This window comes from Microcoleus sp. MON2_D5, from assembly GCF_036701905.1.
GTDB lineage: Bacteria > Cyanobacteriota > Cyanobacteriia > Cyanobacteriales > Microcoleaceae > Microcoleus.
Genome location: NZ_JAUBRM010000063.1, coordinates 19,284 through 43,305 on the forward strand (window position 1 = coordinate 19,284; position 24,022 = coordinate 43,305).

At 46.4% G+C, this 24,022-nt stretch carries 19 protein-coding genes; 11 read left to right on the top strand and 8 right to left on the bottom strand.

What is annotated here, in order from left to right:
* Positions 1 to 31: 31 nt before the first annotated feature.
* The 5 genes from QUA47_RS21685 to QUA47_RS21705 all read right to left on the bottom strand — a co-directional run bounded on the left by QUA47_RS21685 (position 32) and on the right by QUA47_RS21705 (position 4,847).
* Positions 32 to 1,159 (bottom strand): 30S ribosomal protein S1, encoded by a 1,128-nt coding sequence (locus QUA47_RS21685; protein WP_333287504.1) that lies wholly within the window; start codon positions 1,157 to 1,159, stop codon positions 32 to 34.
* 639 nt (positions 1,160 to 1,798) lie between these two features.
* Entirely contained in the window at positions 1,799 to 2,356 is a 558-nt protein-coding gene (nrdR, locus tag QUA47_RS21690) for a transcriptional regulator NrdR (protein WP_333432289.1), read from the bottom strand.
* Positions 2,357 to 2,550: 194 nt separating this feature from the next.
* Positions 2,551 to 2,646 carry a photosystem II reaction center protein T gene (locus QUA47_RS21695; RefSeq protein ID WP_006635641.1) on the bottom strand — a complete coding sequence of 32 codons (96 nt, stop codon included), beginning with the start codon at positions 2,644 to 2,646 and terminating at the stop codon, positions 2,551 to 2,553.
* A 143-nt stretch (positions 2,647 to 2,789) separates the two neighbouring features.
* The gene (gene psbB / locus QUA47_RS21700) at positions 2,790 to 4,319 is read right to left on the bottom strand and encodes a photosystem II chlorophyll-binding protein CP47 (RefSeq protein ID WP_333287502.1); all 1,530 of its coding nucleotides are present in this window, start codon (positions 4,317 to 4,319) and stop codon (positions 2,790 to 2,792) included.
* Positions 4,320 to 4,517: 198 nt separating this feature from the next.
* Positions 4,518 to 4,847, bottom strand: coding sequence for a hypothetical protein (locus QUA47_RS21705; protein ID WP_333403212.1), 330 nt, complete (start codon positions 4,845 to 4,847; stop codon positions 4,518 to 4,520).
* Between the two features lie 589 nt (positions 4,848 to 5,436).
* Here QUA47_RS21705 and mnmG point away from each other — a divergent pair.
* Positions 5,437 to 7,353 carry a tRNA uridine-5-carboxymethylaminomethyl(34) synthesis enzyme MnmG gene (gene mnmG, locus QUA47_RS21710; RefSeq protein ID WP_333432278.1) on the top strand — a complete coding sequence of 639 codons (1,917 nt, stop codon included), beginning with the start codon at positions 5,437 to 5,439 and terminating at the stop codon, positions 7,351 to 7,353.
* A gap of 50 nt (positions 7,354 to 7,403) precedes the next feature.
* Positions 7,404 to 7,625 (top strand): hypothetical protein, encoded by a 222-nt coding sequence (locus QUA47_RS21715; protein WP_333432279.1) that lies wholly within the window; start codon positions 7,404 to 7,406, stop codon positions 7,623 to 7,625.
* A gap of 413 nt (positions 7,626 to 8,038) precedes the next feature.
* On the opposite strand, the gene glgP is transcribed toward QUA47_RS21715, so the two are convergent.
* From glgP to QUA47_RS21730, 3 genes are all read right to left on the bottom strand, one after another.
* The gene (gene glgP / locus QUA47_RS21720; protein ID WP_333287541.1) at positions 8,039 to 10,597 is read right to left on the bottom strand and encodes an alpha-glucan family phosphorylase; all 2,559 of its coding nucleotides are present in this window, start codon (positions 10,595 to 10,597) and stop codon (positions 8,039 to 8,041) included.
* 379 nt (positions 10,598 to 10,976) lie between these two features.
* Positions 10,977 to 13,874 (bottom strand): EAL domain-containing protein, encoded by a 2,898-nt coding sequence (locus QUA47_RS21725; RefSeq protein ID WP_333432280.1) that lies wholly within the window; start codon positions 13,872 to 13,874, stop codon positions 10,977 to 10,979.
* A 145-nt stretch (positions 13,875 to 14,019) separates the two neighbouring features.
* Entirely contained in the window at positions 14,020 to 14,322 is a 303-nt protein-coding gene (locus QUA47_RS21730) for a hypothetical protein (protein WP_333287488.1), read from the bottom strand.
* A gap of 349 nt (positions 14,323 to 14,671) precedes the next feature.
* On the opposite strand from QUA47_RS21730, the gene QUA47_RS21735 reads away from it, so the two are divergent.
* The 9 genes from QUA47_RS21735 (at position 14,672) to QUA47_RS21775 (ending at position 23,954) form a co-directional block, all read left to right on the top strand.
* Positions 14,672 to 15,250, top strand: coding sequence for a hypothetical protein (locus QUA47_RS21735; protein ID WP_190663868.1), 579 nt, complete (start codon positions 14,672 to 14,674; stop codon positions 15,248 to 15,250).
* 35 nt (positions 15,251 to 15,285) lie between these two features.
* A complete protein-coding gene (locus QUA47_RS21740; RefSeq protein WP_190663867.1) occupies positions 15,286 to 15,462 on the top strand; it encodes a hypothetical protein in 177 nt (58 codons plus the stop codon).
* A 146-nt stretch (positions 15,463 to 15,608) separates the two neighbouring features.
* Complete coding sequence (locus QUA47_RS21745; protein ID WP_333432281.1) at positions 15,609 to 16,649, top strand: M28 family peptidase; 1,041 nt, start codon at positions 15,609 to 15,611, stop codon at positions 16,647 to 16,649.
* A 115-nt stretch (positions 16,650 to 16,764) separates the two neighbouring features.
* On the top strand, positions 16,765 to 18,615 hold the full coding sequence (locus QUA47_RS21750; protein ID WP_333432282.1) for an ABC-ATPase domain-containing protein: 1,851 nt from the start codon (positions 16,765 to 16,767) through the stop codon (positions 18,613 to 18,615).
* Between the two features lie 77 nt (positions 18,616 to 18,692).
* Entirely contained in the window at positions 18,693 to 21,053 is a 2,361-nt protein-coding gene (locus QUA47_RS21755) for an FHA domain-containing protein (protein ID WP_333432283.1), read from the top strand.
* Between the two features lie 59 nt (positions 21,054 to 21,112).
* Positions 21,113 to 21,598, top strand: a complete 486-nt coding sequence (locus QUA47_RS21760) for an SRPBCC family protein (RefSeq protein WP_333432284.1) — start codon at positions 21,113 to 21,115, stop codon at positions 21,596 to 21,598.
* A 5-nt stretch (positions 21,599 to 21,603) separates the two neighbouring features.
* The gene (locus QUA47_RS21765) at positions 21,604 to 22,053 is read left to right on the top strand and encodes an EVE domain-containing protein (protein WP_333432285.1); all 450 of its coding nucleotides are present in this window, start codon (positions 21,604 to 21,606) and stop codon (positions 22,051 to 22,053) included.
* 84 nt (positions 22,054 to 22,137) lie between these two features.
* Positions 22,138 to 22,623: a hypothetical protein gene (locus QUA47_RS21770; protein ID WP_333432286.1), complete on the top strand. Its 486-nt coding sequence runs from the start codon at positions 22,138 to 22,140 to the stop codon at positions 22,621 to 22,623.
* 209 nt (positions 22,624 to 22,832) lie between these two features.
* Positions 22,833 to 23,954 (top strand): tetratricopeptide repeat protein, encoded by a 1,122-nt coding sequence (locus QUA47_RS21775; protein ID WP_333432287.1) that lies wholly within the window; start codon positions 22,833 to 22,835, stop codon positions 23,952 to 23,954.
* Positions 23,955 to 24,022 lie beyond the last annotated feature (68 nt).

A 24,022-nucleotide genomic window follows, 5' to 3' on the forward strand; every position in this document is an offset into this window, starting at 1 on the left:
ATTCCCTCTTTTAATCACAGTAACTACGATATTATTCTTCCGTCGCAGGAGGGATTTCTTCCTCTACATCTAATACTGCTTCGGGTGCTGCTTCGGGTGCTGCTTCGGGTGCTGCTTCGGGTGCTGCTTCGGGTGCTACTTCGGGTGCTACTTCCGGCAGATCCTCTTCCATTGCTGAGGGCACATCTTCGAGTTCGTCGGAGAAGTCATCATCAGCATCAGTTGAGTCTACAGGAACGTCTATGCCTGCTTTAGCTTGCTTTTGAGCGAGCATTTTCTCCCGGAACTTAGCTGCCATTTCCTCAGCTTTTTCGTACACCAATTCGCGATTTTTGACCATCGCGCCCGGTTCCGGTTCCAACTGCTTGGTGGAGAGAGAAATCCGGCCCCTCTCGGCATCCAAGTCAATGATCATCACTTTCACTTCGTCGTTGACATTGAAGACGCTATGAGGCGTATCGATGTGATCGTGTGAAATTTCCGAGATGTGCAGCAAGCCGCTGACGCCGCCGATGTCGATAAAGGCACCGTAAGGCTTGATACCGCGTACTGTACCGATGACGACTTCCCCGACTTCGAGGCGGTTCATCTTGCGCTCAACTAAGGCGCGACGATGACTCAACACTAGGCGGTTGCGGTCTTCGTCTACCTCTAAGAATTTTAATGGTAATTCTTCGGCGACTAATTCTTCCTTCGGTTTGCGGGTACTTATATGAGAACCGGGAATAAAGCCTCGCAAGCCTTCTATTCTCACGAGTGCGCCGCCACGGTTGGTGGCAAATACTTGCGATCGTACTGTGGCATCTTCTGCTTGCAGTTGTCGCACTCTTTCCCACGCCCGCATATACTCGATGCGCCGGATGGACAAGGTTAATTGTCCGTCTTCATTTTCATCGGTGAGGATGAAAAATTCTCTAGTTTCGTTTGATTGCAATACCTCTTCAGGGGTTTCGACTCGATTGATCGACATTTCCTGAATGGGAATGTACGCTGCTGTTTTAGCACCGATATCAATCAGAGCGCCCCTCGGTTCTATACTAAAAACTGTACCCGCTACTACATCGCCCGGGCTAAAGTGATAGTCATATTTATCAAGTAGGGCTGCAAAATCTTCGTGAGTAAAGCCGATGTCTTTGACTGTGGTTTTGAGATTGACCATGCGAATAGTTTCCTAGGATTTCTCTCCTTCATGTTTTTCGTTTGTGCCGGCAGATATTAGAGATGTTGGTGAAAAAGCGATTAACTTTTTTCCAAATCTTTTACTAAAGTCAGTTTTTGCTAACTTTTGCCGGGTGCAAATGCACACCAGCGCTTGCCATTACTGTTACTCCATACTCTGTGTTAAAACGTTTAATCTTAACATTCCGAGTCAAGTAGACTATTTTGACACTCTCAGGTATAAATAAACTGAGATTCTTCATTCAACGAGCCGACTTGCTGGCGACAGGATGACTCCAGTCTAAGTAGAGGTCGGTTTCTCCAGAAGCGTAAATTTCGGTATGCCCTACCGTATTTAATTAGTCACCGATCTTTAGTTAGGTTTTGTTCAAATCCGAGCTTTCCTAAACTGCAACACCGTTAGGTGTGACTACGCACTCAACTAATCCAGTTAAGTTTTTACGTTGTCTAGTTATACTCTATTTTAGACCGATGACGATCATATCACACCCAGCACTCTTACTGAGAAAAAAGAACACTCGCTCGAATGAGAGTCCCTTGAGTCGCTATTCCTCCGGGCCTTCCTCGCGACACGGTTTTCAATCTCCCAGAATATTTCTATAAATTAATTTAAGCGAGCTTAGCTGGGACTAGCGCAGGATGCTGGGCTTTCTCGATCGACTGATTCCGAATCCGGCAAATCTGGGTCAAAATTCGGTCTAGTTTCTGCATCTTCAGCTTCGTTGAGGGGATTCTGAAGGTGATTTAGGGTATCTACAAAATCTCGGATGCCTCGGAATTGCCGATATACGGAGGCAAAACGGACATAAGCGACTTCGCTGAGCGGCCGCAGGTGCAACAGCACCAGTTCCCCTATTTCTGAGCTGGCGATTTCTCGGAGCGATCGACCTTGGAGTTGGGCCTCGATTTCTTCGGCCAGAGTTTCCAGATGCCCGGAAGACAAACCGGTTTTTTCGCAGGCCCGAATCAATCCCCTGACTAATTTTGACCTGTCAAAAGATTCGCGCTTGCCGTCCCGCTTGATCACCGTAATCGGCACAAATTCTATGCGTTCGTAAGTTGTGAAGCGGTGCTGGCAGCTCAAACACTCGCGCCGCCGACGGATGCTTTGACCTGATTCGGCTGAACGCGATTCTAGAACGCGGCTATTTGTGTGTTGGCAGGAGGTACAGCGCATGATTGCTGATTTTAACAGGCGTTGCCAGCAAATTGCCATTCATCTAACCGCCTGGGGTCTGATGAATGGCTGGACAAGAAAAATCACTTAGCACACAGCGGTGAAATAGTCCCGCATCAAATTAGATTCCTATGATGCGGGCTAACCGCAGTCCGGTTCAAGATATTTTGGACTTGCTGGAGGCGTATAGCTAATTATTTGCCAATCCGGGGAGGTTCCCGAAAGGCGATCGCAAAAAATAGTACGCCTATGGCTAAAGCCAGAATCAAAATGTAAGCAACACTTTCCATGTTAAATTTTCCCTATCTTCCCTTGCCGTATTATTTTATCTTAATTGTTGGTTTTATTATTAACTAAAAAAACCCGGTTTCTTCAAGAAACCGGGTTTTTGTGTAGCGGGGAAGTTTCCCACGTACCCAGAGGCTGGCGAAATCTAGATAGATTCTTCTCTTCTTGTGGTTACGTCGCCCACCTTTTGGAACAGGCCCCACTCGACTTGTTCTTCCAAGTCAGCCTCAACTCCAGCAAACACATCGCGGAAAATAGTCCGAGAACCGTGCCAGATATGGCCGAAGAAGAATAGCAAAGCAAAGCAAACGTGGCCGAAAGTGAACCAACCGCGAGTCGAAGTGCGGAACACCCCGTCAGAGTTCAAGGTTTCACGATCGAATTCAAACACTTCACCTTTTTGAGCATCGCGAGCAAACTTTTTAACATCCTGAGGATTATCAAATGTTTGACCGTTAAGTTCGCCACCGTAGAAGCTGACGGTAACTCCGCTTTGTTCAAAGCTGTATTTTGATTCAGCACGGCGGAAGGGGATGTCAGCGCGGACGACCCCATCTTTGTCCGTCAAAATTACTGGGAAAGTTTCAAAGAAGTTGGGGAGGCGGCGAACCGACAATACCCGACCTTCGCTATCAGTAAATACTGGATGGCCCAGCCAAGATTTAGCAATACCGTCGCCGTTGACCATCGCGCCGGCGCGGAACAAACCGCCTTTAGCAGGAGAGTTGCCCACGTAGTCGTAGAAAGCCAATTTTTCGGGAATTTGTTCGTAAGCTTCTTGGAAGCTTTGGCCCCCGGCCAAGCTAGCTTGAGCTCTGCGATCGATTTCTTGTCCGAAATAGCCGCTGTCCCACTGATAGCGAGTCGGGCCAAAAAGTTCGATCGGAGTAGCAGCAGAACCGTACCACATCGTACCCGCAACCACAAAGGCTGCGAAGAACACGGCAGCGATACTGCTAGAAAGTACAGTTTCGATATTCCCCATCCGCAGGGCTTTATAAAGACGTTCTGGCGGCCGCACTGTCAAGTGGAACAAACCGGCAATTACGCCGACTACGCCCGCTGCAATGTGGTGAGCCACGATGCCGCCCGGATTATACGGGTCGAAGCCTTCAGGGCCCCAAGAAGGCGCCACTGGTTGGACGTGACCGGTCAGGCCGTAGGGGTCGGACACCCACATTCCCGGGCCAAAAAGTCCCGAAAGGTGAAATGCGCCGAAGCCGAAGCAGAGCAAGCCGGAGAGGAACAGGTGAATGCCAAACATTTTTGGCAAGTCGAGGGCTGGTTCACCGGTGCGAGGGTCTCTGAAAAGTTCTAAGTCCCAAAATACCCAGTGCCAAACTGCTGCTAAGAACAGCAGGCCCGAGAGGACGATGTGAGCGGCGGCCACGCCTTCAAAGGACCAGAAGCCCGGATCGACGTTACCTTCGCCCGTGATGCTCCAACCGCCCCAAGAACCCGTAACTCCCAAGCGAGTCATGAAGGGCAACACGAACATCCCTTGACGCCACATCGGGTTCAGAACTGGGTCTGTCGGATCAAAAACTGCTAGTTCATAAAGGGCCATTGAGCCGGCCCAACCTGCCACGAGGGCTGTGTGCATTAAGTGTACAGAAATCAATCGGCCTGGGTCATTTAAGACGACTGTGTGTACGCGATACCAGGGTAGTCCCATTGACTGCGGTTCTCCAAGGTGTAAGTGATGATGTCTATTTTTACGGAAAAATCAGATTCTCAATCCCCAGCAGTTACCTGCAGGGTTTAAACTCTGCCTTTTGCCGACTGCCATCTACCTTCAAAGGTGGAGGCATAAAAATGAAAGTTATTTAAAGAAGTGTATCGAGTGTTAGAACCGATTGCAATATGTTGGGCATTACATTAGTTGTGGGTTGCCCATTTCGCAGCGCGCGGCGATCGTCCCGAGGCGTTCGAGGACTTGCTCGGCATCGATCAGTCTGGTGAGGGTGACGTTGCCGATATTTTTGGCGGGATCGGCGGGATCGGGACGGACTGCTGGTTGGACTTCTACCATGAGTACGGCGTCTTCTACGCGGTAGAGCCACATTTTTTCGTTGCGATCGACAAGACAGAGGTTTAGCTGTTGGATGTCCGGCGACCGCCTCCAGGCGGCGTGACTCCACTCGCCACCTACGCCCCAGACGCGCCCAACTTTCCAGCCGTCGGATAAGAAGAAGTATTTCACTTGTGTACGCTTGTTGAGATTTTTTTGTCTAACATAGCGCAAAACTGCAAGATTACGGAATTATTGAACCGCGAAGGCGCGTTAGGCGAAACCGCGCGTAAGCGCTAGGACGCGAAGGAAGAGTTGAGAAGATGTAGGTAATCTGCTAGCTGTTGGGGATAAATTTACACAATAGTCAGATAAGTTTCGGTCTGGCTAATCGGCAAAACCTCCAATCTTAGGTTTTTCAAGTCGAGTGCCGTTCCCAGCATTTCGAGGAGGAATACTCATCACAGCGGCTCTCTTGGGTTAGAAAGTTCTAACCATTCAAATTTGTATTGTGGCCCTAACAAGGTTGTGGTAATTTGGCTCTTTTGGTCGCTGGCTGTCGATCGCATTATCGAGCATAATGTTAATCGCGATTAATCTGCATGAATTTGAGCCTAATCAACCAGCCAAATTCAGATTAAACCCAACCTCCATCCGGGTTCATCTGCGTTCATCTGCGGTTAAAAATCCCCCATGAATATTTTTGCCAAAAACCCAATCCCAAAACGATCGCCATTACTGCTAAAATAAAGTACGAGTCCTTGCCGCTCAAACGCAGACCATGACCGCACAAACACCCGTAGAATTCCAAGACAGTTTCGACATCATCGTAGTAGGTGGCGGACACTCCGGCTGCGAAGCAGCCCTCGCCACTTCTCGCCTCGGCTGTCGCACCCTTCTCCTCACCCTCAACCTCGACAAAATTGCGTGGCAACCTTGCAATCCGGCTGTCGGCGGCCCGGCTAAAACCCAACTTACTAACGAAGTTGATGCGTTAGGCGGGGAAATTGGCAAAATGGCCGATCGCACCTACTTACAAAAGCGCGTCCTCAACTCTTCACGAGGTCCCGCAGTGTGGGCCCTGCGAGCACAAACTGACAAGCGGGAATACGCCGCTGTAATGAATAATATTGTCGAAAATCAAGAGAATTTGACCATCCGCGAAGCGATGGTAACAGACTTAGTTTTGGGCAAAAACGAAGAAGTAATCGGAGTAGAAACATACTTCGGCGTCGCTTTTGAATGTAAAGCAGTCATTCTGACCACAGGCACTTTTTTAGGTGGCACAATTTGGGTAGGTAATAAGTCAATGCCCGCAGGACGCGCCGGAGAATTTGCCGCCGTTGGCTTGACGGAAACTCTTAATCGTTTGGGCTTTGAAACAGGGAGGTTAAAAACAGGAACTCCCGCAAGAGTTGACAAGCGTACTCTGGATTATACCAACCTGGAACCGCAGCCGGGAGATGCAGAGGTTCGCTGGTTTAGTTTCGATCCAGAAGTTTGGATCGAACGGGAACAAATGTCTTGTTATTTAACTCGAACTACGCCAGCTACTCATCAGTTAATTAGAGACAATTTGCATCTTTCTCCAGTCTACGGCGGCTGGGTTGATGCGAAGGGGCCGCGCTATTGTCCGAGTATTGAAGATAAGATTGTGCGGTTTGCGGATAAGGAAAGTCACCAGATTTTTATTGAACCGGAAGGTAGAGATATTCCTGAACTTTATATCCAAGGATTTTCTACGGGTTTACCGGAAAATTTGCAATTGCAAATGCTGCGGACTCTTCCGGGTTTGGAAAAGTGCGAGATGATGCGCCCTGCTTATGCTGTGGAGTACGATTATTTGCCGGCTACTCAGTGCTTTCCAACGCTGATGACTAAGAAGATAGAAGGGCTGTTTTGCGCGGGTCAGGTGAACGGTACAACGGGATATGAGGAGGCGGCTGCACAGGGGATTGTGGCGGGAATTAATGCAGCCAGGTTTGCGAAAAATCAGGAGATGATTGTGTTTCCTCGCGAGCAAAGTTATATCGGGACTTTGATCGATGATTTGTGTACGAAGGATTTGCGGGAACCTTACCGGATGTTGACTTCGCGATCGGAATACCGGCTATTATTGCGATCGGACAATGCTGACCAACGCTTGACGCCGCTGGGACGGGAAATTGGTTTGATTGACGATCGCCGCTGGAAGTTGTTCGATCGCAAACAAGCTAATATTGTGGCAGAGAAGGAACGCTTGTACTCGACGCGGGTGAAAGAGCACGAGGAAGTTGGCAAGGCAATTTTGGCTGATACTCAACAAGCGATTAAAGGTTCAATTACTCTCGCTGATTTGTTGCGTCGTCCTGGTTTTCATTATGTGGATTTGGAACGCTACAATTTAGGCAATTCTAGTCTGAAGTTGGCTGAGAAAGATGGTGCAGAAATTGACATCAAATATTCCGGCTACCTGCAAAGACAGCAAAATCAAATCGATGACATTGCCAAACACGAACGCCGACAATTGCCGCCAGATTTGGATTACATGGCAATTACAACTCTCTCCAAAGAATCGCGGGAAAAGTTGGCTAAGGTGAAACCGCTGACGATTGGCCAAGCTGCCAGAATTGGTGGGGTAAATCCGGCTGATGTTAATGCTTTGTTGATTTTTCTGGAAGTGCGAAACCGTCAGCAGCCAGCGGGTGTGGGTAAATAACCTAAACTAGAGGTGTCTCAAGGCTCCCTTGAATTTTATGAAATAGCAGTGTGAAAAAGTGTGACTATTGTGGCATGACTATTTTGCTCGGCGGCTTTCATAGTGATGGATATAAATTTTGGGCTTTGCTGATTCACGGTATGAATCAACTTTTATCGGAAGTTACAAAACTCACCCGACTGGGCTTAGAAAAATTCCGAAATCTTGAATTTATACCTGTATTCAGCAACGCGACAAAAAAGGAAAACTGGCAGAATGTCAACTATAATTGATGAAATTCTGCCAGTATGTTGTAGATATCGATCGATCCTCGAACCCACTCTGAATTTCGCAAACATCCTGCAGAAGAATCAGCGTTCATCGGTGGTTCAAATCTCCCCGAAATCCCGACCAGTGTTGCCACCCTCAAAGCCTTAGAAGACCAGCTAGATGCCTTGCTGTACGCTTATATACGGGTTCACTGGTGGTACTAGGAAATAGAGCGGAATGTGGTATTGGGCGATCGTTGCACAACCGGCTACATAGTCATTCCCCACATTCCATAAAGAGTGCGAGAGAGAGGAGGAGACAGCGAGAGGGAGAGGGGGAGAGGGGGAGAATTGGGAAGCACAGTTAAATTCATCCGTGTATCCGTACCCTTCTTCCCTCTTCCTTCTTCCTTCTTCCCTCTTCCTTCTTCCTTCCTTTAATGTGCCCAGAGAATCACGCCAGCTTCATAAGGACTGCTGAGATTATCGTGCTTCGGCAAAACCCGCAACGACAAACCTTGCAAACCACTAGAAGTATAAGTAATGTCAGCCGTATAAAGGCTAGCATTGTTAGCATCTTCTCCCAAATACTCCATCACCACCGGCACGCCGCCGACAATATCTCCGTTAGCATCAACCGAACCTTGATAAAGTTCAACTTGCACGTCTGCAGGCGTCAATCCCATCAGATTAATCCGAGATTTAACAGAGATCGACTGATTGACCTTAACTTCCTTATCCTGGGAAATATCAACAGCCTCAATCTTAATATCCTTCCACTTCGCGAGAACCTGCTTCTTCCAGTGAGACAACTCCTTGGCGGGAGCACAATTATCCGAAGTCATCGTGAAGAATCGATCGCTCACCGGGAAATAAGCCCGCCGCGCGTAATCCTTCACCATCCGAGCAGTATTGAAGAAAGGACAATTCAAGCGAATCGAATCCTTCATTTTCGCCGTCCAACCGCGGGGAATTCCATCAGCATCCCGGTTGTAAAATAGGGGTACAACTTCCTTTTCCATCAAGTCGTACAAAGCATTCGCCTCGACCTCATCCTGATACTTAGTATCTTCGTAAAACTCCCCATGTCCGATCGGCCAACCGGTACGAACATAATCAGCCTCATCCCACCATCCGTCGAGGATGCTGAGATTCGGTAAACCGTTCATCGAAGCTTTCATCCCCGAAGTCCCGGAAGCTTCCCGGGGGCGGCGCGGCGTATTCAGCCACACATCGCAGCCAGAAACCATCATCCGAGCAACGTTAATGTCGTAGTTCGGTAAAAACACCATCGAGCTCATCGTCTCGTGCTCGCGGATGAAGTGAACGATATCCCGAATCAATTCCTTACCCGGAATATCCATCGGGTGAGCCTTCCCAGCAATCACAAACTGCACCGGGCGATTTTGATCGCGCATGATCCGCATGATTCGATCGACATCGCGCAAAAACAGCGTCGCCCGCTTGTAAGTAGCAAAGCGGCGGGCAAACCCGATCGTCAGCACCTTCGGATTGAGAGCCTCCCGCGCGTGTTCGATTTCCGTTTGGGCCGCACCGCGCTCGCGCAAAGTCTTTTGCAGCCACTCCCGGGCGAACACCACCAACTCCGAGCGACAGCGTTCGTGATTGCGCCATAGTTCCTCATCAGGAATCGACGACATCCTGTCCCAGAGACGATCGTCCTTGCGAGTCATTTCCCAATCCGGGCCGAGGTAGCGATCGTACAACTCCTGAGTTGACTTCGCCACACAACTGCGAGCGTGCACCCCGTTGGTAATCGAAGTAATCGGCACTTCTTCCTGCGGCAAACCCGGCCACAAACCCTGAAACATCGGGCGCGACACCACACCGTGCAAAGCCGCCACCCCGTTGACAAAACTCGACATTTTAATTGCCAAAATTGCCATATTTAGAGGTGCGGACAAATCGCCAGTATTCTCGCGGCCCAATCCCAAAAACTCATTTTGCGACAAGCCAAATATCTTGGCATAATGACTCAGATAGTGCATCACCATATCCGGCTCGAACAAGTCAAACCCAGCAGGCACCGGCGTGTGAGTCGTAAACATACTGCTCGAAACCACCACCTGTTCCGCTTCTACGAAACTCAGGTGATATTCCTCCATCAGCATCCGTATCCGTTCCAAAGCCATGAAAGCCGCGTGGCCTTCATTCATGTGATAAGCCGTAACTGTCAGCCCCAGGGCCTTGAGCATTTTTACGCCGCCGATGCCCAGCATGATTTCTTGGTGCATCCGCAGAGTTTTATCGCCGCCGTAGAGTTGGTCGGTAATATCTTGGTCGTAGGGGCTGTTAGGTGCAATATTTGTATCCATCAGGTACAAAGGAACCGTACCCACTTGTACCCGCCAAATCCGCGCGTAAACCTTGCGGCCGGGATAGTCTACCTCAATCCGCAATTCCGAACCGTCGGGATTGCGTTCTGGGTGGAGCGGCATATTGTAGAAATCATTGAGCGGATAGCGTTCTTGCTGCCAGCCGTCGGCGTTGAGATACTGCGAAAAATAACCTTCTTGGTAGAGCAGGCCGACACCGACTAAGGGCAAGCCCAAATCGCTAGCTGATTTGAGGTGGTCGCCTGCGAGCACGCCCAAACCGCCCGAATAGATTGGTAGGGCTTTAACCAAGCCGAATTCCATCGAAAAGTAAGCGTAGCATTCTTGCTGCTCGGTGCCGCGCTGTTTGCGGTACCAGGCGCGATTTTTGAGATAATCGTCTAACTGCTGGGCTGCTCGGTTCATTTGGGCAATGAAGCCTTCGTCTTCTGCCATTTCTTGCAGTCGCTCTTGAGATATGGTTCCGAGCATCAGCACCGGGTTTTGGTTGCTGGAGTCCCACAGGTCTCGATCGAGGCGGCGGAAAAGGTCTTTAGTATCGACGTTCCAATCCCAGTGCAAGTTATAGGCAAGCTTGCGTAGGGGTTCGAGAATTGTCGGTAGCGAGGGGGAAACGTTAAATGTGCGAATCGGCTGCATAGACAAAGCCTTTATGTTGGAGTAGCGATATTTTCCTCTGTCTTTAGCCGCAAGTGGGTTATTCTGCACACTATTTTAAGTTTTAACAAGTGGGGGCGATCGCGATGACCATCATTAAGCACACGAAGCCGTGCCGTGTCCCTAACCTAGCTAAGCTTTTAACTGCGGTGGCGGGATTTAGGACTTGATGCCCGTGAGCTGAAAATTTCTCAAGTTAAAGCGCTGTATCACCCTTGGGGCAAGAATCTTAACGAATTGCCCGACAACTTAGGCCCGCCGCAGCGCTTTAGCAGTGATGATGTTGGGGGTGTAGCGGAGGAAAATAAGTCGCGAGACTAAGATTTGCGGTCAAGAACCATAACTAATAACTAATGACTAATTAAGCAATTTTCAATTTACTCAACTGAGAATTTACCAACAGTTTGCTAGCATCGCCAGCCGAGAGGGCAGGGCTGAAATAATAACCCTGAATTTCTTGACAGTGGAGTTCGCGCAAACACTCCAATTGCTCTTTAGTTTCTACTCCTTCGGCTACTACGCTCAAGTTCAAATCTCGCCCCAGCGTCGCTACAGCCTTGGCGATCGCCCGTTCGCACGGATCGGTCGTCAGTCCGCTGACAAAGGATTTATCTATTTTTAAGATATTCAAGGGAAACTTTTTGAGATAATTTAGAGAACAATAACCCGTGCCGAAATCGTCCAGCACAATCTGCACTCCCATGTTCTGCAGCTCCCTGAGAACTTTTGTGGTATAATCCACATCTTGCATTGCTGTAGTCTCGGTAATTTCTAACTCTAAATACTTGGGTGCTAAACCGCTTTTTTCCAAGCATTTCGCTACCATTTCTAATAAATTAAATTGCTGGAACTGCCGAGCCGAAACGTTGACTGCTACCCGCAAATCTGGCTGCAAAGCATCCTGCCAAGCTTTATTTTGAGTGCAGGCTGTTTGCAGCACCCATTCCCCAATAGCTACAATGAGCCCGTTCTCTTCGGCGATCGGAATAAATGTAGCGGGAGTAACTAAACCTAATTGTGGATGTTGCCAGCGCAGCAGGGCTTCCATGCCCTGAATTTTCCAAGTAGTAATGTTGACCTTTGGCTGGTAAAAAACCTCAAATTCTCCCTGTTCTAAAGCCTCGTGCAGCCTGTGTTCTATAGTTAGTAACTGGCTGTCTTGGGGATTAATCGTGGAAGTATATAACTGATAGTTATTTCTTCCCATTTCTTTAGCGCGGTACAAGGCGGCATCGGCATTTTTGACTAAAGTTTCGGCATCTTCACCGTCATCGGGATAAAGGGCAATGCCGATGCTGCTGCTGACGTGAAACGGTTGTCCTTCTAGTTTAAATGGTGGCTTTAAATTGTTGAATATTCTTTGAGCTGTTTTAACTGCATCTTCTAAGCAATTGATGTCGGGAAGCAGTATGGTAAATTCGTCGCCTCCCCAGCGAGCTACCGTATCAGTCGATCGCAAACTGTCGCTGATGCGTCCGGCAAAACCTTCTAACAGGCGATCGCCTGCAGCGTGACCTAGTGTATCATTAATCTTTTTGAACCTGTCCAAGTCTAAAAACATCACTGCTAGCATTTTTTTTGTTTTTTTAGCTTCTCTTAATGACGCCAGCAGCCGCTCGTTAAAAAGTATCCGGTTCGGTAAACCTGTGAGTTGGTCATAAACAGCTTGATAGCGAATAATTTCTTCAGCTTGCTTGCGCTGAGTGATGTCCATCATAGTGCCGATCGCCCTTACTGCTTTGCCACTTTCATTACGGATGATATAGCCGCGATCTAGCACAAAAATATATCCCCCATCTGCACGGTGAAAGCTGTATTCTTCCGACCAACATTGAGCGTCTGAATTCATTGCTTCGTTGAAGCTTAACATCACTCTTTCCCGTTCTTCAGGATGAATATTTAGCCACCAAGATTCTAATTCTATCGTCTGATTCTCATTGAGTTTGTATCCAAAAACTTTTTCAAATTCTTCGCTTAACCAATACTCATTTTTTAACAAATCAAAATCCCATACGGCATCATTTGTCGCCCGCGTCAACAGGTGAAAGCGTTCTTCGCTTTTGCGTAGTTTTTCTTCGGATTGCACCCGTTCCGTTACATCCCGAAAGCTGAATACCCGACCAGTAATTTTGCCTCCGGTGCGCTGCGGCAGCGAGTAGCGCTCAAAGATTCTGCCATCTGTAAACTCTATGATATCGTAACTTTCTGCTGCGGGGCGATCGGACAATTCTTTAGCGCGGTTGAGAAATATTTCCGGGTATTTTAACTGGTTGATTCCAAACCCCCAAATTAGATTGTTATCTCTCGAATCCAGCAGGAAAGCCGGCAACTGCCACATTTCGGCAAACTTGCGGTTAAAGGTAAGAACTTTTCCTGTACTGTCAACCGCCAGAATACCGTCAGCAGTAGATTCAATGGTTGCTTGAAGCAACGAAAGAGATGTTTCTAGTTCTAACTCTGCTAATTTGCGCTCGCTGATGTCAAAAGCTGTGATTAATATTGACGCTTTTCTCTCAAATTTAATAATATCTACAGTTGCTTCAATCCAGCGCATTTCTCCGGTTTTCGTGAGAATTATTACTTCATATTTTGAGCCGGCACTTGAGCGCGCGTGGCTGGATTTACCCCATTCTTTAACTATTTCTAGAAAATCTCGATGGATTAAGTCGTATAAATCCAATGCTAGCAATTCTTCGCGAGTATATCCTGTCAGAGCTTCTGTCTGAGCATTGACATAGCGCAACTGTCGGCGGTGATAGATAAATGCCACAGCATTCACAGTTTCTATCAGTTGCCGAAACTTTTTTTCACTGCGCCGCAAATTTATTTCAGCCCGCTTGCTATCAGTAATATCTTGTGCTATGTATAACTTGCCGCTGACCTTGCCTTGACCGTCGCGAATAATTGAAATAGAAAGCAGTACAATTATTTTTTTTCGCTGTTTAGAAAGGTAGACTTTTTCGACGTTGCGGACAGAACCTTCGGCTGCTAAACTGGCTAAGTCTAACTCGGGTGGTGGTAATTCAGTTTTCTTAAAAAGTTCGTCTATTGGTTTCCCTAACAACTCTTTTTTAGAGTATCCCAAAAGTTGACAGGTAGCTTGGTTTAACGACAGGATATGACCGCCCGGGGTAGTCGCAATTATTGAGACGTTCATTTCCTCGCAAATATCCAGGGCATATTCGGCAGTTTGCTGCAAATCTTGGGTCATTTGGGCAATAGTATCCCAGATATCCTGTTCTTTTTTTGGATGCAACACTTTTTCTCCTTTTGGTAGCTTGTCATTCTCTGTTTCAGACTGCGCCTTGATTAACCTCATCGTCTTGGATAAGCTATTTACTGTTTTACCCCGATCAATAATGAGATTAATAAAGAAATAAAAACCCGATAATAAGAAATTAGTCTTAACCTAATATTAGGTTTTTTTTTGAAGTTTCCTGAAAATGTATATAATGGTAGGTCGGTAATTTTACGGACTCCATTTGGGATAATTTATCCAAAAATAATGCGGCGCTTGCAGAGCTAAGGGGGTGAGATGCCGAGCGCAAATAGCTATGTTTCTGAGACGCAACCAAAATTCTTTGTACAGGGCGACTGCCAGATCCATCCCCTACACTTGCCTGTAATTTTTTTGGATTAATGCCACATTCCACAGGAAAAATAGCCACCGTTAAATATTTCAATACTAATTGAAAAATTCTTTTCATTTGTCTCTTCCCTAATTTTAAATAAATTCTTCCTGGCAAGCAGAAATGTTAAAAATTTTAGCAGAACTTGCTTTATCCTAGGAAAACCCAGCTAACATTAATTTAGGTGGATTTGTAAATAAAATTCTCCTAAGCTAATAATTTAGCTTTATAACTAATTATAATTATAATTTTAATCTTAATTTAAAATATGTCATCAGCCATTGTGCCACAAATTATCCGTCCTTCTGCCTAGACACCGGGTGAGAGCGCGCTAAAATTAGATAATTCCCGCAAAGAGGCGACCGGGATTTGTTAGAAAAATAAACAATTAGCTTAAAATCGATGCAGAGGTCCACTAATTGAACCCATGAGTCAGACCATCCCAGAACTCCAAAAAGAAGTCCGCGCGCTGCAAGCAGAAATTACCGCCCTGCAAGAGTCGCGGGAAAAACTTGGCGTACAGCGCTCTGAGTGCCGAGTGGCAGTCAGTTTTCCCAAAAATAATACTCCTGAAGCCATTGCTGAGTTCCACCAGCAAACTGCTGCTTTTGGGGAGCAGTGGTTGCAGCAAGTCCAGGAAATTGACCGAGAGACTAAAAATATTGAAAAGCAACTGGAACAAAAACAGGCTTTACTCAATTACAAACAAGGTGAACTAGAAAAATTGGTTGCCGGACAGCACTGGCAAGAAGTAGAAAACAACGTTCAAACCGGGGAAAAACGCTTGCAAGCACAAGCTCGCAGAATCAATCAAGCAGCAGCGCAGCTAGAGACAGAAATCCAAGCTTTAAAAGCACTGTACGACCAACTCAACCCGAGTTATTCCGAGTGGTTTCAACAACCAACTCAAATAGTTGAATTTTCGGCAAAAACTATTCCTTATGCTTTTCCCAGCAGCAGTGGCTTGATTTTGGAGAATAAGGAGATTGAGTGGGAAAAAAAGTAGTTTTGAGTTGTGAAGGTTAAAGGTAAATTATTAAGGTGAATGTCGCCGTCGAATACTCGAATAAGCAAGAAACCTTTGACGGCGACATTCAAATAATTTTACCTGGTTTATTAGTAGGTAAAAAAAAGCACAAAACTGCCTCATCCACAGCTAATATTAAGAGTTTTGAGTTTCATTTTTGGAAACAGGTTTATTTTGAACTCGGGTATTAAGATAAAATCTAAAATCTAACACTCCTAGACAGATAAACCGGCTTGTACGAAAAGACTTCGTTGCAGTCCTCTCTCCTGCTCAAAAAAACGGTTGATGAGAGCGAGGAGTGCGTAAGCCCTGTCTAAAATCTCAAATAGACTTACTGATGAAAAAATTGATTTGGATAGCGCTATTTATTCTAGTTGCGGTGGCGGCTGTGGGTTGGCGTTCTGACTCGTGGCAGCGGTTGTCGGGTGTACCCGAATTAGGGATCGATCGCAATATCCACACTTCCCAAAACCCGTCTCCCTTACCGCTTCCTGCTGAAAAAAATACTTTTTTTCAGCCCAAAATTGACCCGTCGCGCTTGTGGAAACACGTCGATAGTTTAGCAGGAGAACGGGATGGAGAACAATCTCGCTCTTTTACGAGAGACTACATTTCCCAGCAATTGCAAACATTAGGATTTTCCGCAGAGTTGCAGCCGTTCGATCGCGGAATCAATGTCTTCGCTGAGAGAAAAGGCACTGACTCAAACGCCGGTGCAATTTTAGTGGCCGCACACTACGATACTGTACCAAACTCCCCAGGTGCTGACGACAATGCCACGGGAGTTGCAGTAGTTTTAGAAGTAGCAAGATTGCTGGGTTCTCGTCCCACGCCTCGGACATTGCAAGTAGCTTTTTTCGACAGGGAAGAACTCGGACTTTTAGGCAGTTTAGCATTTACAGGTAGCGACGCGCGGTTAAAAAATTTGCAGGGAGCGATCGTCCTAGATATGGTAGGTTATGCCTGCCGCACGCCCGGATGCCAGCAATATCCCGAAGGATTGACAGCGCAACCTTTTTTAGAAGCATCGGGGGTAACTTCTCCCGACAAAGGCGAGTTTATCGCTGTGATTGGGGATGCGGAACATCCGCTGCTATTGAAAAGTTTTGCGGAGTCTGGAAAAGCCGATTTGCCGCCGGTGGTGGCGCTGCCGGTTCCCCTGAAAGGGTTGCTGACTCCCGATGTTTTGCGGAGCGACCACGCGCCTTTCTGGTATAAAGGAATTGGTGCTGTGTTGGTGACGGATACTGCAAATTTGCGATCGCCCCACTATCACCAATCTAGCGATAGATTAGCAACTATCGATCGACCTTTTTTCGCCGGTTCTGCTCAAATTGTTGTTAATGCCGTGGCTAAATTATTGGAATTAGGTAATTAGTAATTGGGAATTGAGCATGGGGAATTGGGAATTGGGGATGGGGCATCGGGCATGGGGCATTGGGCATGATGACTGTTATTGATACTGCCAACGACCCACTAATAACTAATAACTAATGACTAACAAAGAAACCTTGCAACGGCATTTACTGCAACTAGACAATCGAGGCTACAAAGCCTACAAAGACATTCAAGGTAACTACGACTTTTCTGAATTCACATTAATTATTGATTACGTGCAGGGAGATCCGTTTGCTTCTCCCAGTAAATTTAGAGTCATAGTTCCGCCAAACATTGCTCAACTTCCCCGCGAACTTTTCAATTCCCGCAGTCGAGAAATAGCCTTGCGAGATTACCTAACTCGCCAGTTTGACCGAGCAGCAAATAGCATCAGCAGCAAGCGTGGCACTGGGAAAAGCGGTATGATTGCAGTGACTGGCTTCGGACAAGAAGTTTTAGAGCGAACTTCCGCATTTATCATTTCGTCAAATACATCCAATATCGAAGATTTAGGAGGAGTTGAACTGCGATTTGCCGTCGGACTTCCAGCGGGCGGACGCAGTATCTTAGGGCGACAAGCTGCTGAAATGCTGTGCGAAGATATTCCGCAAATTGTCAGCAATTCTCTGAAGTATGCTAACTTAAATGCTGCGAAATGTCGCCGTCATGTTGAAACTGTAGAAGATGCTGACTGGTTGCGGCAGCAGTTAGCTGATAACGGATTAGTTGCGTTTGTTGCTGACGGTGCTATTTTACCCCGCCGCAGCGGTGTTGACAACAGGCCTTTGTTAAATAATGCTGTGGCTTTTCTGTCGCCGCCGTCGTTAAAAGTTGAGTTTAATTGTCCGAATCGCGGTTTGATTTCCGGGATGGGTATTCCCGCTGGCATTACTTTGATTGTTGGAGGCGGCTATCACGGCAAATCAACTTTACTCAGGGCGATCGAGTTGGGAGTTTACAACCGAATTCCGGGAGATGGTAGGGAATTTGTGGTGGCTAATCCGGCGGCGGTTAAAATTAGAGCGGAAGATGGCAGAAGTGTGGCGGGAGTTGATATTTCGCCGTTTATTAACCACTTGCCACAAGGTATAGATACTGTACAATTTTATACGGAAAATGCGAGCGGTAGCACGTCGCAAGCTGCTAATATTATTGAGGCTTTGGAAGTGGGGAGAAGAAAGAAGGAAGAAGGAAGAGGGAAGAAGGAAGAAGGAAGAGGGAAGAAGGAAGAAGCTCAGTCTTTTGTTTTAGAGACGCAATTAGTCGCTATTTCAGAAGGGGATTTAGTGCCTGTTTTATTAGTGGATGAGGATACGGCGGCGACGAACTTTATGATTCGCGATCGCCGAATGCAGGAACTCATCGCTAAGGATAAGGAACCGATTACGCCGTTTATTGATAAAGTTAAACAATTGTATGTGGATTATGGCGTATCGACTATTTTAGTCATGGGCGGAAGCGGCGATTATTTTGATGTGGCGGATACTGTGATTTCAATGGATAACTTTCAAGCATATAATGTGACGGAAAAAGCTAAAGAAATTGCTAAAAATTACTCGATTAGCCGGGCGGCAGAAGGGGGAGAAACTTTTGGTGAGATTACTCAAAGAGTGCCGATTCCTGCTAGTTTAGATCCGAGTCGGGGACGGCGAGATGTGCGGGTGAAGGTGCGGGATGTTGATGAATTGGCTTTTGGAACTGAGGATATTGATTTGGGTGCTGTTGAGCAAATTGTGGACAGCGGACAGTTAAGGGCGATCGCTGCGGCAATGGTTTATGCTAAGCAGCAATACATGGACGGAAAACGCACTTTGTCGGAAATCATAGATTTGGTGATGGCGGATATTGAGGCGCAGGGGATGGATATTTTATCGCCTTTTCCTGAAGGAGATTTTGCCATGTTTCGGCGGTTTGAATTAGCTGCGGCCATTAATCGGCTTCGCAGTTTGTCGGTTGTTGCCAAATAGACTTGCTTAATATAAGTGTATTGTTGTCCTACTTTTGATATGCTGACGAAAGTGAGTGCAAAAACCGCGATTGAAGTATGACAGGCAATATAGGACAACTGACTGCTTTAAGCGATCGACCTTATATAGTATTAAGCAATCAAGGGGAAATTTTACAGTTAGAGTTAAAACAGCAGCAGCACTTATTGGGGCGCGATCGCACTCGTGCTGATTTAGTCATTCCCGAAGCTTGGCGCGCAGTTTCCGGCGTTCACGCTGTTTTGCGCCAAATTGGGGATAATTACTGGATTTACGACGGTGACGGTCAGCGGCCGAGCACTAATGGCTTATTTGTCGATCGCACTCGCATCACTCCCAATGACGGTTATTGTCTGAAAAATGGCACTGAAATTAAAATCGGTCTCGATCCTCAAAATCAAGTTTTGCTGACTTATTTTAATCCGCTGGCGAATCAGGTTGCTGTCCCAAGCAAGCAGTCAATTCTTCTTAAGAATCGGTCGGTTTTGTTGGGCCGCGATCCAAACGCTTCGCTGCAATTAGATGCGCCGCTTGTTTCTAGACGCCACGCGACAATCGACCAAGACAGTCGCGGCAATTATATTTTGCGAGACCACAGCGTTAACGGGGTTTTTGTTAACGGTCAGCGAGTGACAAATTCTGTACAGTTGTCCGAGGGAGATGCAATTCGGATCGGCCCGTTTACTCTAACTTACCGCAGCGGTGAGTTGCAGATGCAAGACTCGGGCCATCAAATTCGTTTGGATGCTGACAGTCTGGTGATTCCGAAGCGTTTGGATAACATCACTTTGGCGATCGAACCGGGGCAGTTTGTGGCTTTAGTCGGCGGTAGCGGTGCGGGTAAATCTACCTTAATGCGGACGCTTTTAGGCATCGAAAAAACTACTAACGGCGCTGTGTTTCTCAACGGTGACAACCTGCGCCAAAACTTCAATATTTACCGCAATCAAATCGGTTACGTGCCTCAAGATGATATTGTGCACGCAGATTTGACTGTAGAAGAAGTCTTGAGTTATGCAGCTAAATTGCGCTTACCTCCCGATACAGATGTCAAGCAGGTAGTCGCAAAAACTTTAGAAGATATTGAAATGACTCACCGCCGCAAGGCTTTGGTAAAACAGCTTAGCGGCGGACAGCGGAAGCGGGTCAGCATCGGAGTTGAACTGTTAGCAGACCCGAAACTTTTCTTTTTAGACGAACCGACTTCAGGACTCGATCCGGGTTTGGATAAGAAGATGATGCAACTGCTGCGAAAGTTGGCAAATCAAGGCCGGACGGTGATTCTGGTGACTCACGCGACGGCAAATATCACGATGTGCGATCGTATTGTTTTTATGGGTCGCGGCGGACGCCTTTGTTACTTCGGCTCCCCTAGGGAAGCACTCGATTTTTTCGATGTCAAAACTGGCGATTTTGCAGACATTTACAACGAATTAGAAACAGGAGAAACCAACGTTCAAAGCTGGGCAGAAAAGTTTAATAAATCTCCATACTATCAGCGCTATATTGTCAACCACTTCAGCACAGGCAACGCTAATGCAAAAATACCTTCTGCACCTTCTGCACCAAAATCTCAATCTTTTGTAAAACAACTCGTTTTGCTGGCGCAACGCTATTTTCAACTCGTTTCCCGTGACTTAGTTAACTTAAGCTTAGCTCTTTTAACAGCGCCGATCGGCATTAGTTTGCTGCGGCTAGCCGTCAGAGATAAAGACCCGTTAATTGGCGCACCGGAGGCAACTTTAGCACCTTTAGCGCTGAGAGTTTTATTTGTATTTACCTGTGCGGCGATTTGGGTAGGGCTGGCAACTTCTCTGCAAGAAATTGTTAAGGAATCTGCTATTTATCTGCGAGAACGTTTGGTCAATTTAGGATTGTTTGCTTATTTAGGTTCAAAAATTTTTATACTTTCTGGTTTGGCAGTATTGCAAACACTGTTAATGGTAGGAGTTATTCTGATTGCTTTTAAATCTCCCGAACCTAGTTTTATTTCCTGGGCGATGGGGGCAACTATTACCACATTCCTAACTTTGATGAGCTGCATAAGTCTCGGATTAGTCGTTTCCGCGATTGTTAAAAATAGCTCTCAAGCTAATAGCGCTTTGCCTCTCTTATTGCTGCCTCAGATTATTTTTTCTGGAGTTTTGTTTAAGATGGAAGGTGCGGCGAGCAAGTTTTCTTGGCTGATGTTAAGCCGCTGGTCTGTGGGTGCTTACGGCTCTTTAGTTAATGTGAATGGGATGGTTCCCGCGCCTACTACATTACCGGACGGGAGTACGCTTCCTCAGCCGTTTGAGCCTACTCCTGTTTACGCTCCTAACTGGGAGAATTTGAGTTTAAATTGGGGTATTTTGTGCGTGCATATTTTGGTTTATTTGATGTTGACTCTGTGGTTGCAGAAGCGGAAGGATATTTTATAATTAAAATTACGCACTTTTAACTCACAGGTCATTATCCAATCAGATGGGGGGAGGAATAAATGTTAGTTAAAACGAACGCATTAGTAGAAATTGCTGCATCGCCTGAAGTAGTCTTTGATTTTGTTACGTCCCTGTCAAATCTGCCCAAAGTCTTTCGCGGATATGGCCCAATTCCAGCAATTATTAAAGCTGAGATGGCAGATGGTGGAGAGATGCGTGAAGGCGGGGTGCGGCGGATAGAAAATTCCGACACTTCGGTGATTGATGAAGAAATTATTACTTTCAAAAAGCCAGAAAGACAAAGCTACCGGCTGGTTAGAGGGTTTAAGTTTCCGATTTCTCTACTGATTGAGTCGGGTGGCGGAGATTGGAATTTCACTGCTACAGCAAAGGGAACTCGGATTGATTGGGAGTTTTATTTTATGCTGACTTCTCCGGTATTCTATCCGCTTGGGTTGTTGCTAGTTCTGGTTTTTATGCAAAAAGCTATGCAGCAGTGTTTAGATAATATTCAAGAATATTTGGCGGCTAACCAAAGTGAATAAATTGTATGAATTATTGGCTAATGAAGTCGGAGCCTGATGTTTACAGTATTGGGGATTTGAAGCACGATCGCACTTCGATTTGGGATGGCGTTCGCAACTATCAAGCGCGCAATTTTATGCGAGAAATGAGTCGGGGAGACTTAGTATTTTTTTACCATTCTAATACTAAATTTCCGGGTATTGTCGGGTTAGTGCGCGTCGTGGAAGCTGGGATTGCAGATCCGAGTCAGTTCGATATGAATAGCGAATATTACGATCCTAAATCGCAGTTTGATGCTCCTCGCTGGCAAACTGTGAAAGTGGAGTTTGTTGAGGAGTTTGCTAAGTTAATATCTTTGGATGAACTGAAACAAAAGTTTAGCGCTGATGAGATTTTGCTGGTGAGGAAAGGCAATCGGTTATCGGTGATGCCGGTATCTGAAAGTGCGGCACAGAAGATTTTGAAGATGAAGTAGGAGAAAAGAGGAAAATAGATGCGGATGTCGAGCTGTATAATGAGAATATGAGATTTAAACTGATTATATTATTTGGAGTTTTCGATGATTAGCAAGCGCCTGTCCCACCTGCAATCTGAAGTGGAAAAGTATTACGATCAACTCGCTTGCCAGGAAGAAGCGAAACGGTTGGCTGAAGACGCGCAAAAGGTACGGATTCAGCAGGGAATTGATAAACTGAAAAGAGATATCGGTAGCGTGGAACGAGAGTATTGGCAGCGCTGGGGGGCGGAAATTGCCGGATTGACGATTCCCGAAGCGGATGCGGAAATAGTTGCGAGTCAATTGGTGGAGGAAGTGGAGTTTCTGGAGATTCAACCTGCGGTTCAGAGTAATGCCGAATTGATGAAGGTGTTACAGGAAATCAAAGCGGAATTGAGTAAGCCGGGAATTCCGGCGGCGGGAAAACTCAAAGCAGCGATTCCGTTGTTGCCGGGATTAATTTCCTATGAGATGGAGTTGGATACGGCAGGATTGTTGCGGCGGGTATTTCCCACGTTTTTTAACTTTGCAGACAAACTAAAAAAGTAACGCCCTCCGAAATAACCCGAACTTCGGAGGAGATCCCGCAAAGGACAACAAGGCTTTGGCTAGTTGCAGGGGCGATCGGGTTATTGAGTCTCGGTGGTGGCGGTATAGGTTTACATTTTCTACAACCTCAGTTATCACCTCTATGTCTGATACAACACTGCGAACAAAAAACCCAAACTGTAACGGTTCTGTTAGCGGAGTTTGATGGGGTGGATGCGAAAAATTATCGCGTCACAGAAACGATTTTACAGAATTTGCAGGATGCAACTAAAAATTACCCAACCGTGAAAATTCAGCCCCTCAAACAAGCGATTACTCAGCAGGAAGGTAAAGATAAAGCGCGGGAATTGGGCAAGAATAAAAATGCGGATATTGTGATTTGGGGTTGGTATGGCAAGACGCAGCAGAAAGCAGCAGTCAGCGTGAATTTTGAGATTCTTTCAGCAGCAAAGGATTATATCGATGTAGGTAAGCAAGTGCAGGGAGAACCTCGCAACATGGCGGTGGCTTCGCTAGAAAGTTTTGAGATACAAGTCAATTTAGCGGAGGAACTGAAATATTTAACGTTGGTGACATTGGGGGTGTCTGCTTATGCAGCGGATGATTGGGATAATGCTATTAAGCAACTAACGGTAGCACTTTCAGTGGCTAAACCAAATAAAGCTGCACTTGACCCAGCCACTATCTATTTCTATCGCGGCAGCGCTTACTACTATAAAAAGGAATACGATTGCGCCATTGCCGATTACAATCAAGCCCTTATACTCAATCCTAAATACGCAAAAGCCTTCCAGAATCGGGGCCTTGCTTACTACTATAAAAAGGAATACGAGCGCGCCATTGCCGATTACAATCAAGCCCTTATACTCAATCCTAAAAATACAGCGACTTTCAACAATCGGGGCATTGCTTACAACGATAAAAAGGAATACAATCGCGCCATTGCCGATTACAATCAAGCCCTTATACTCAATCATAAAAATGCAGAAGCCTTCCATAACCGGGGCATTGCTTACTACTATAAAAAGGAATACGAGCGCGCCACTGCCGATTACAATCAAGCCCTTATACTCAATCCTAAATACGCAGACGCCTTCTACAGTCGGGGCAGTGCTTACAACGATAAAAAGGAATACGATCGCGCCATTGCCGATTTCAATCAAGCCCTTATACTCAATCCTAAATACGCAGCAGCCTTCCACAATCGGGGGAGGGCTTACTACTATAAAAAGGAATACGATCGCGCCATTGCCGATTTCAATCAAGCCCTTCTACTCAATCCTAAAGATGCAGGAGCCTTCTACAATCGGGGCCTTGCTTACACAGGGTAAGCTCATCTAATTTGGTATAATATGAACTTGACAAAGTTAACAAAATAAGCATAAGAGACTGTGTAGAC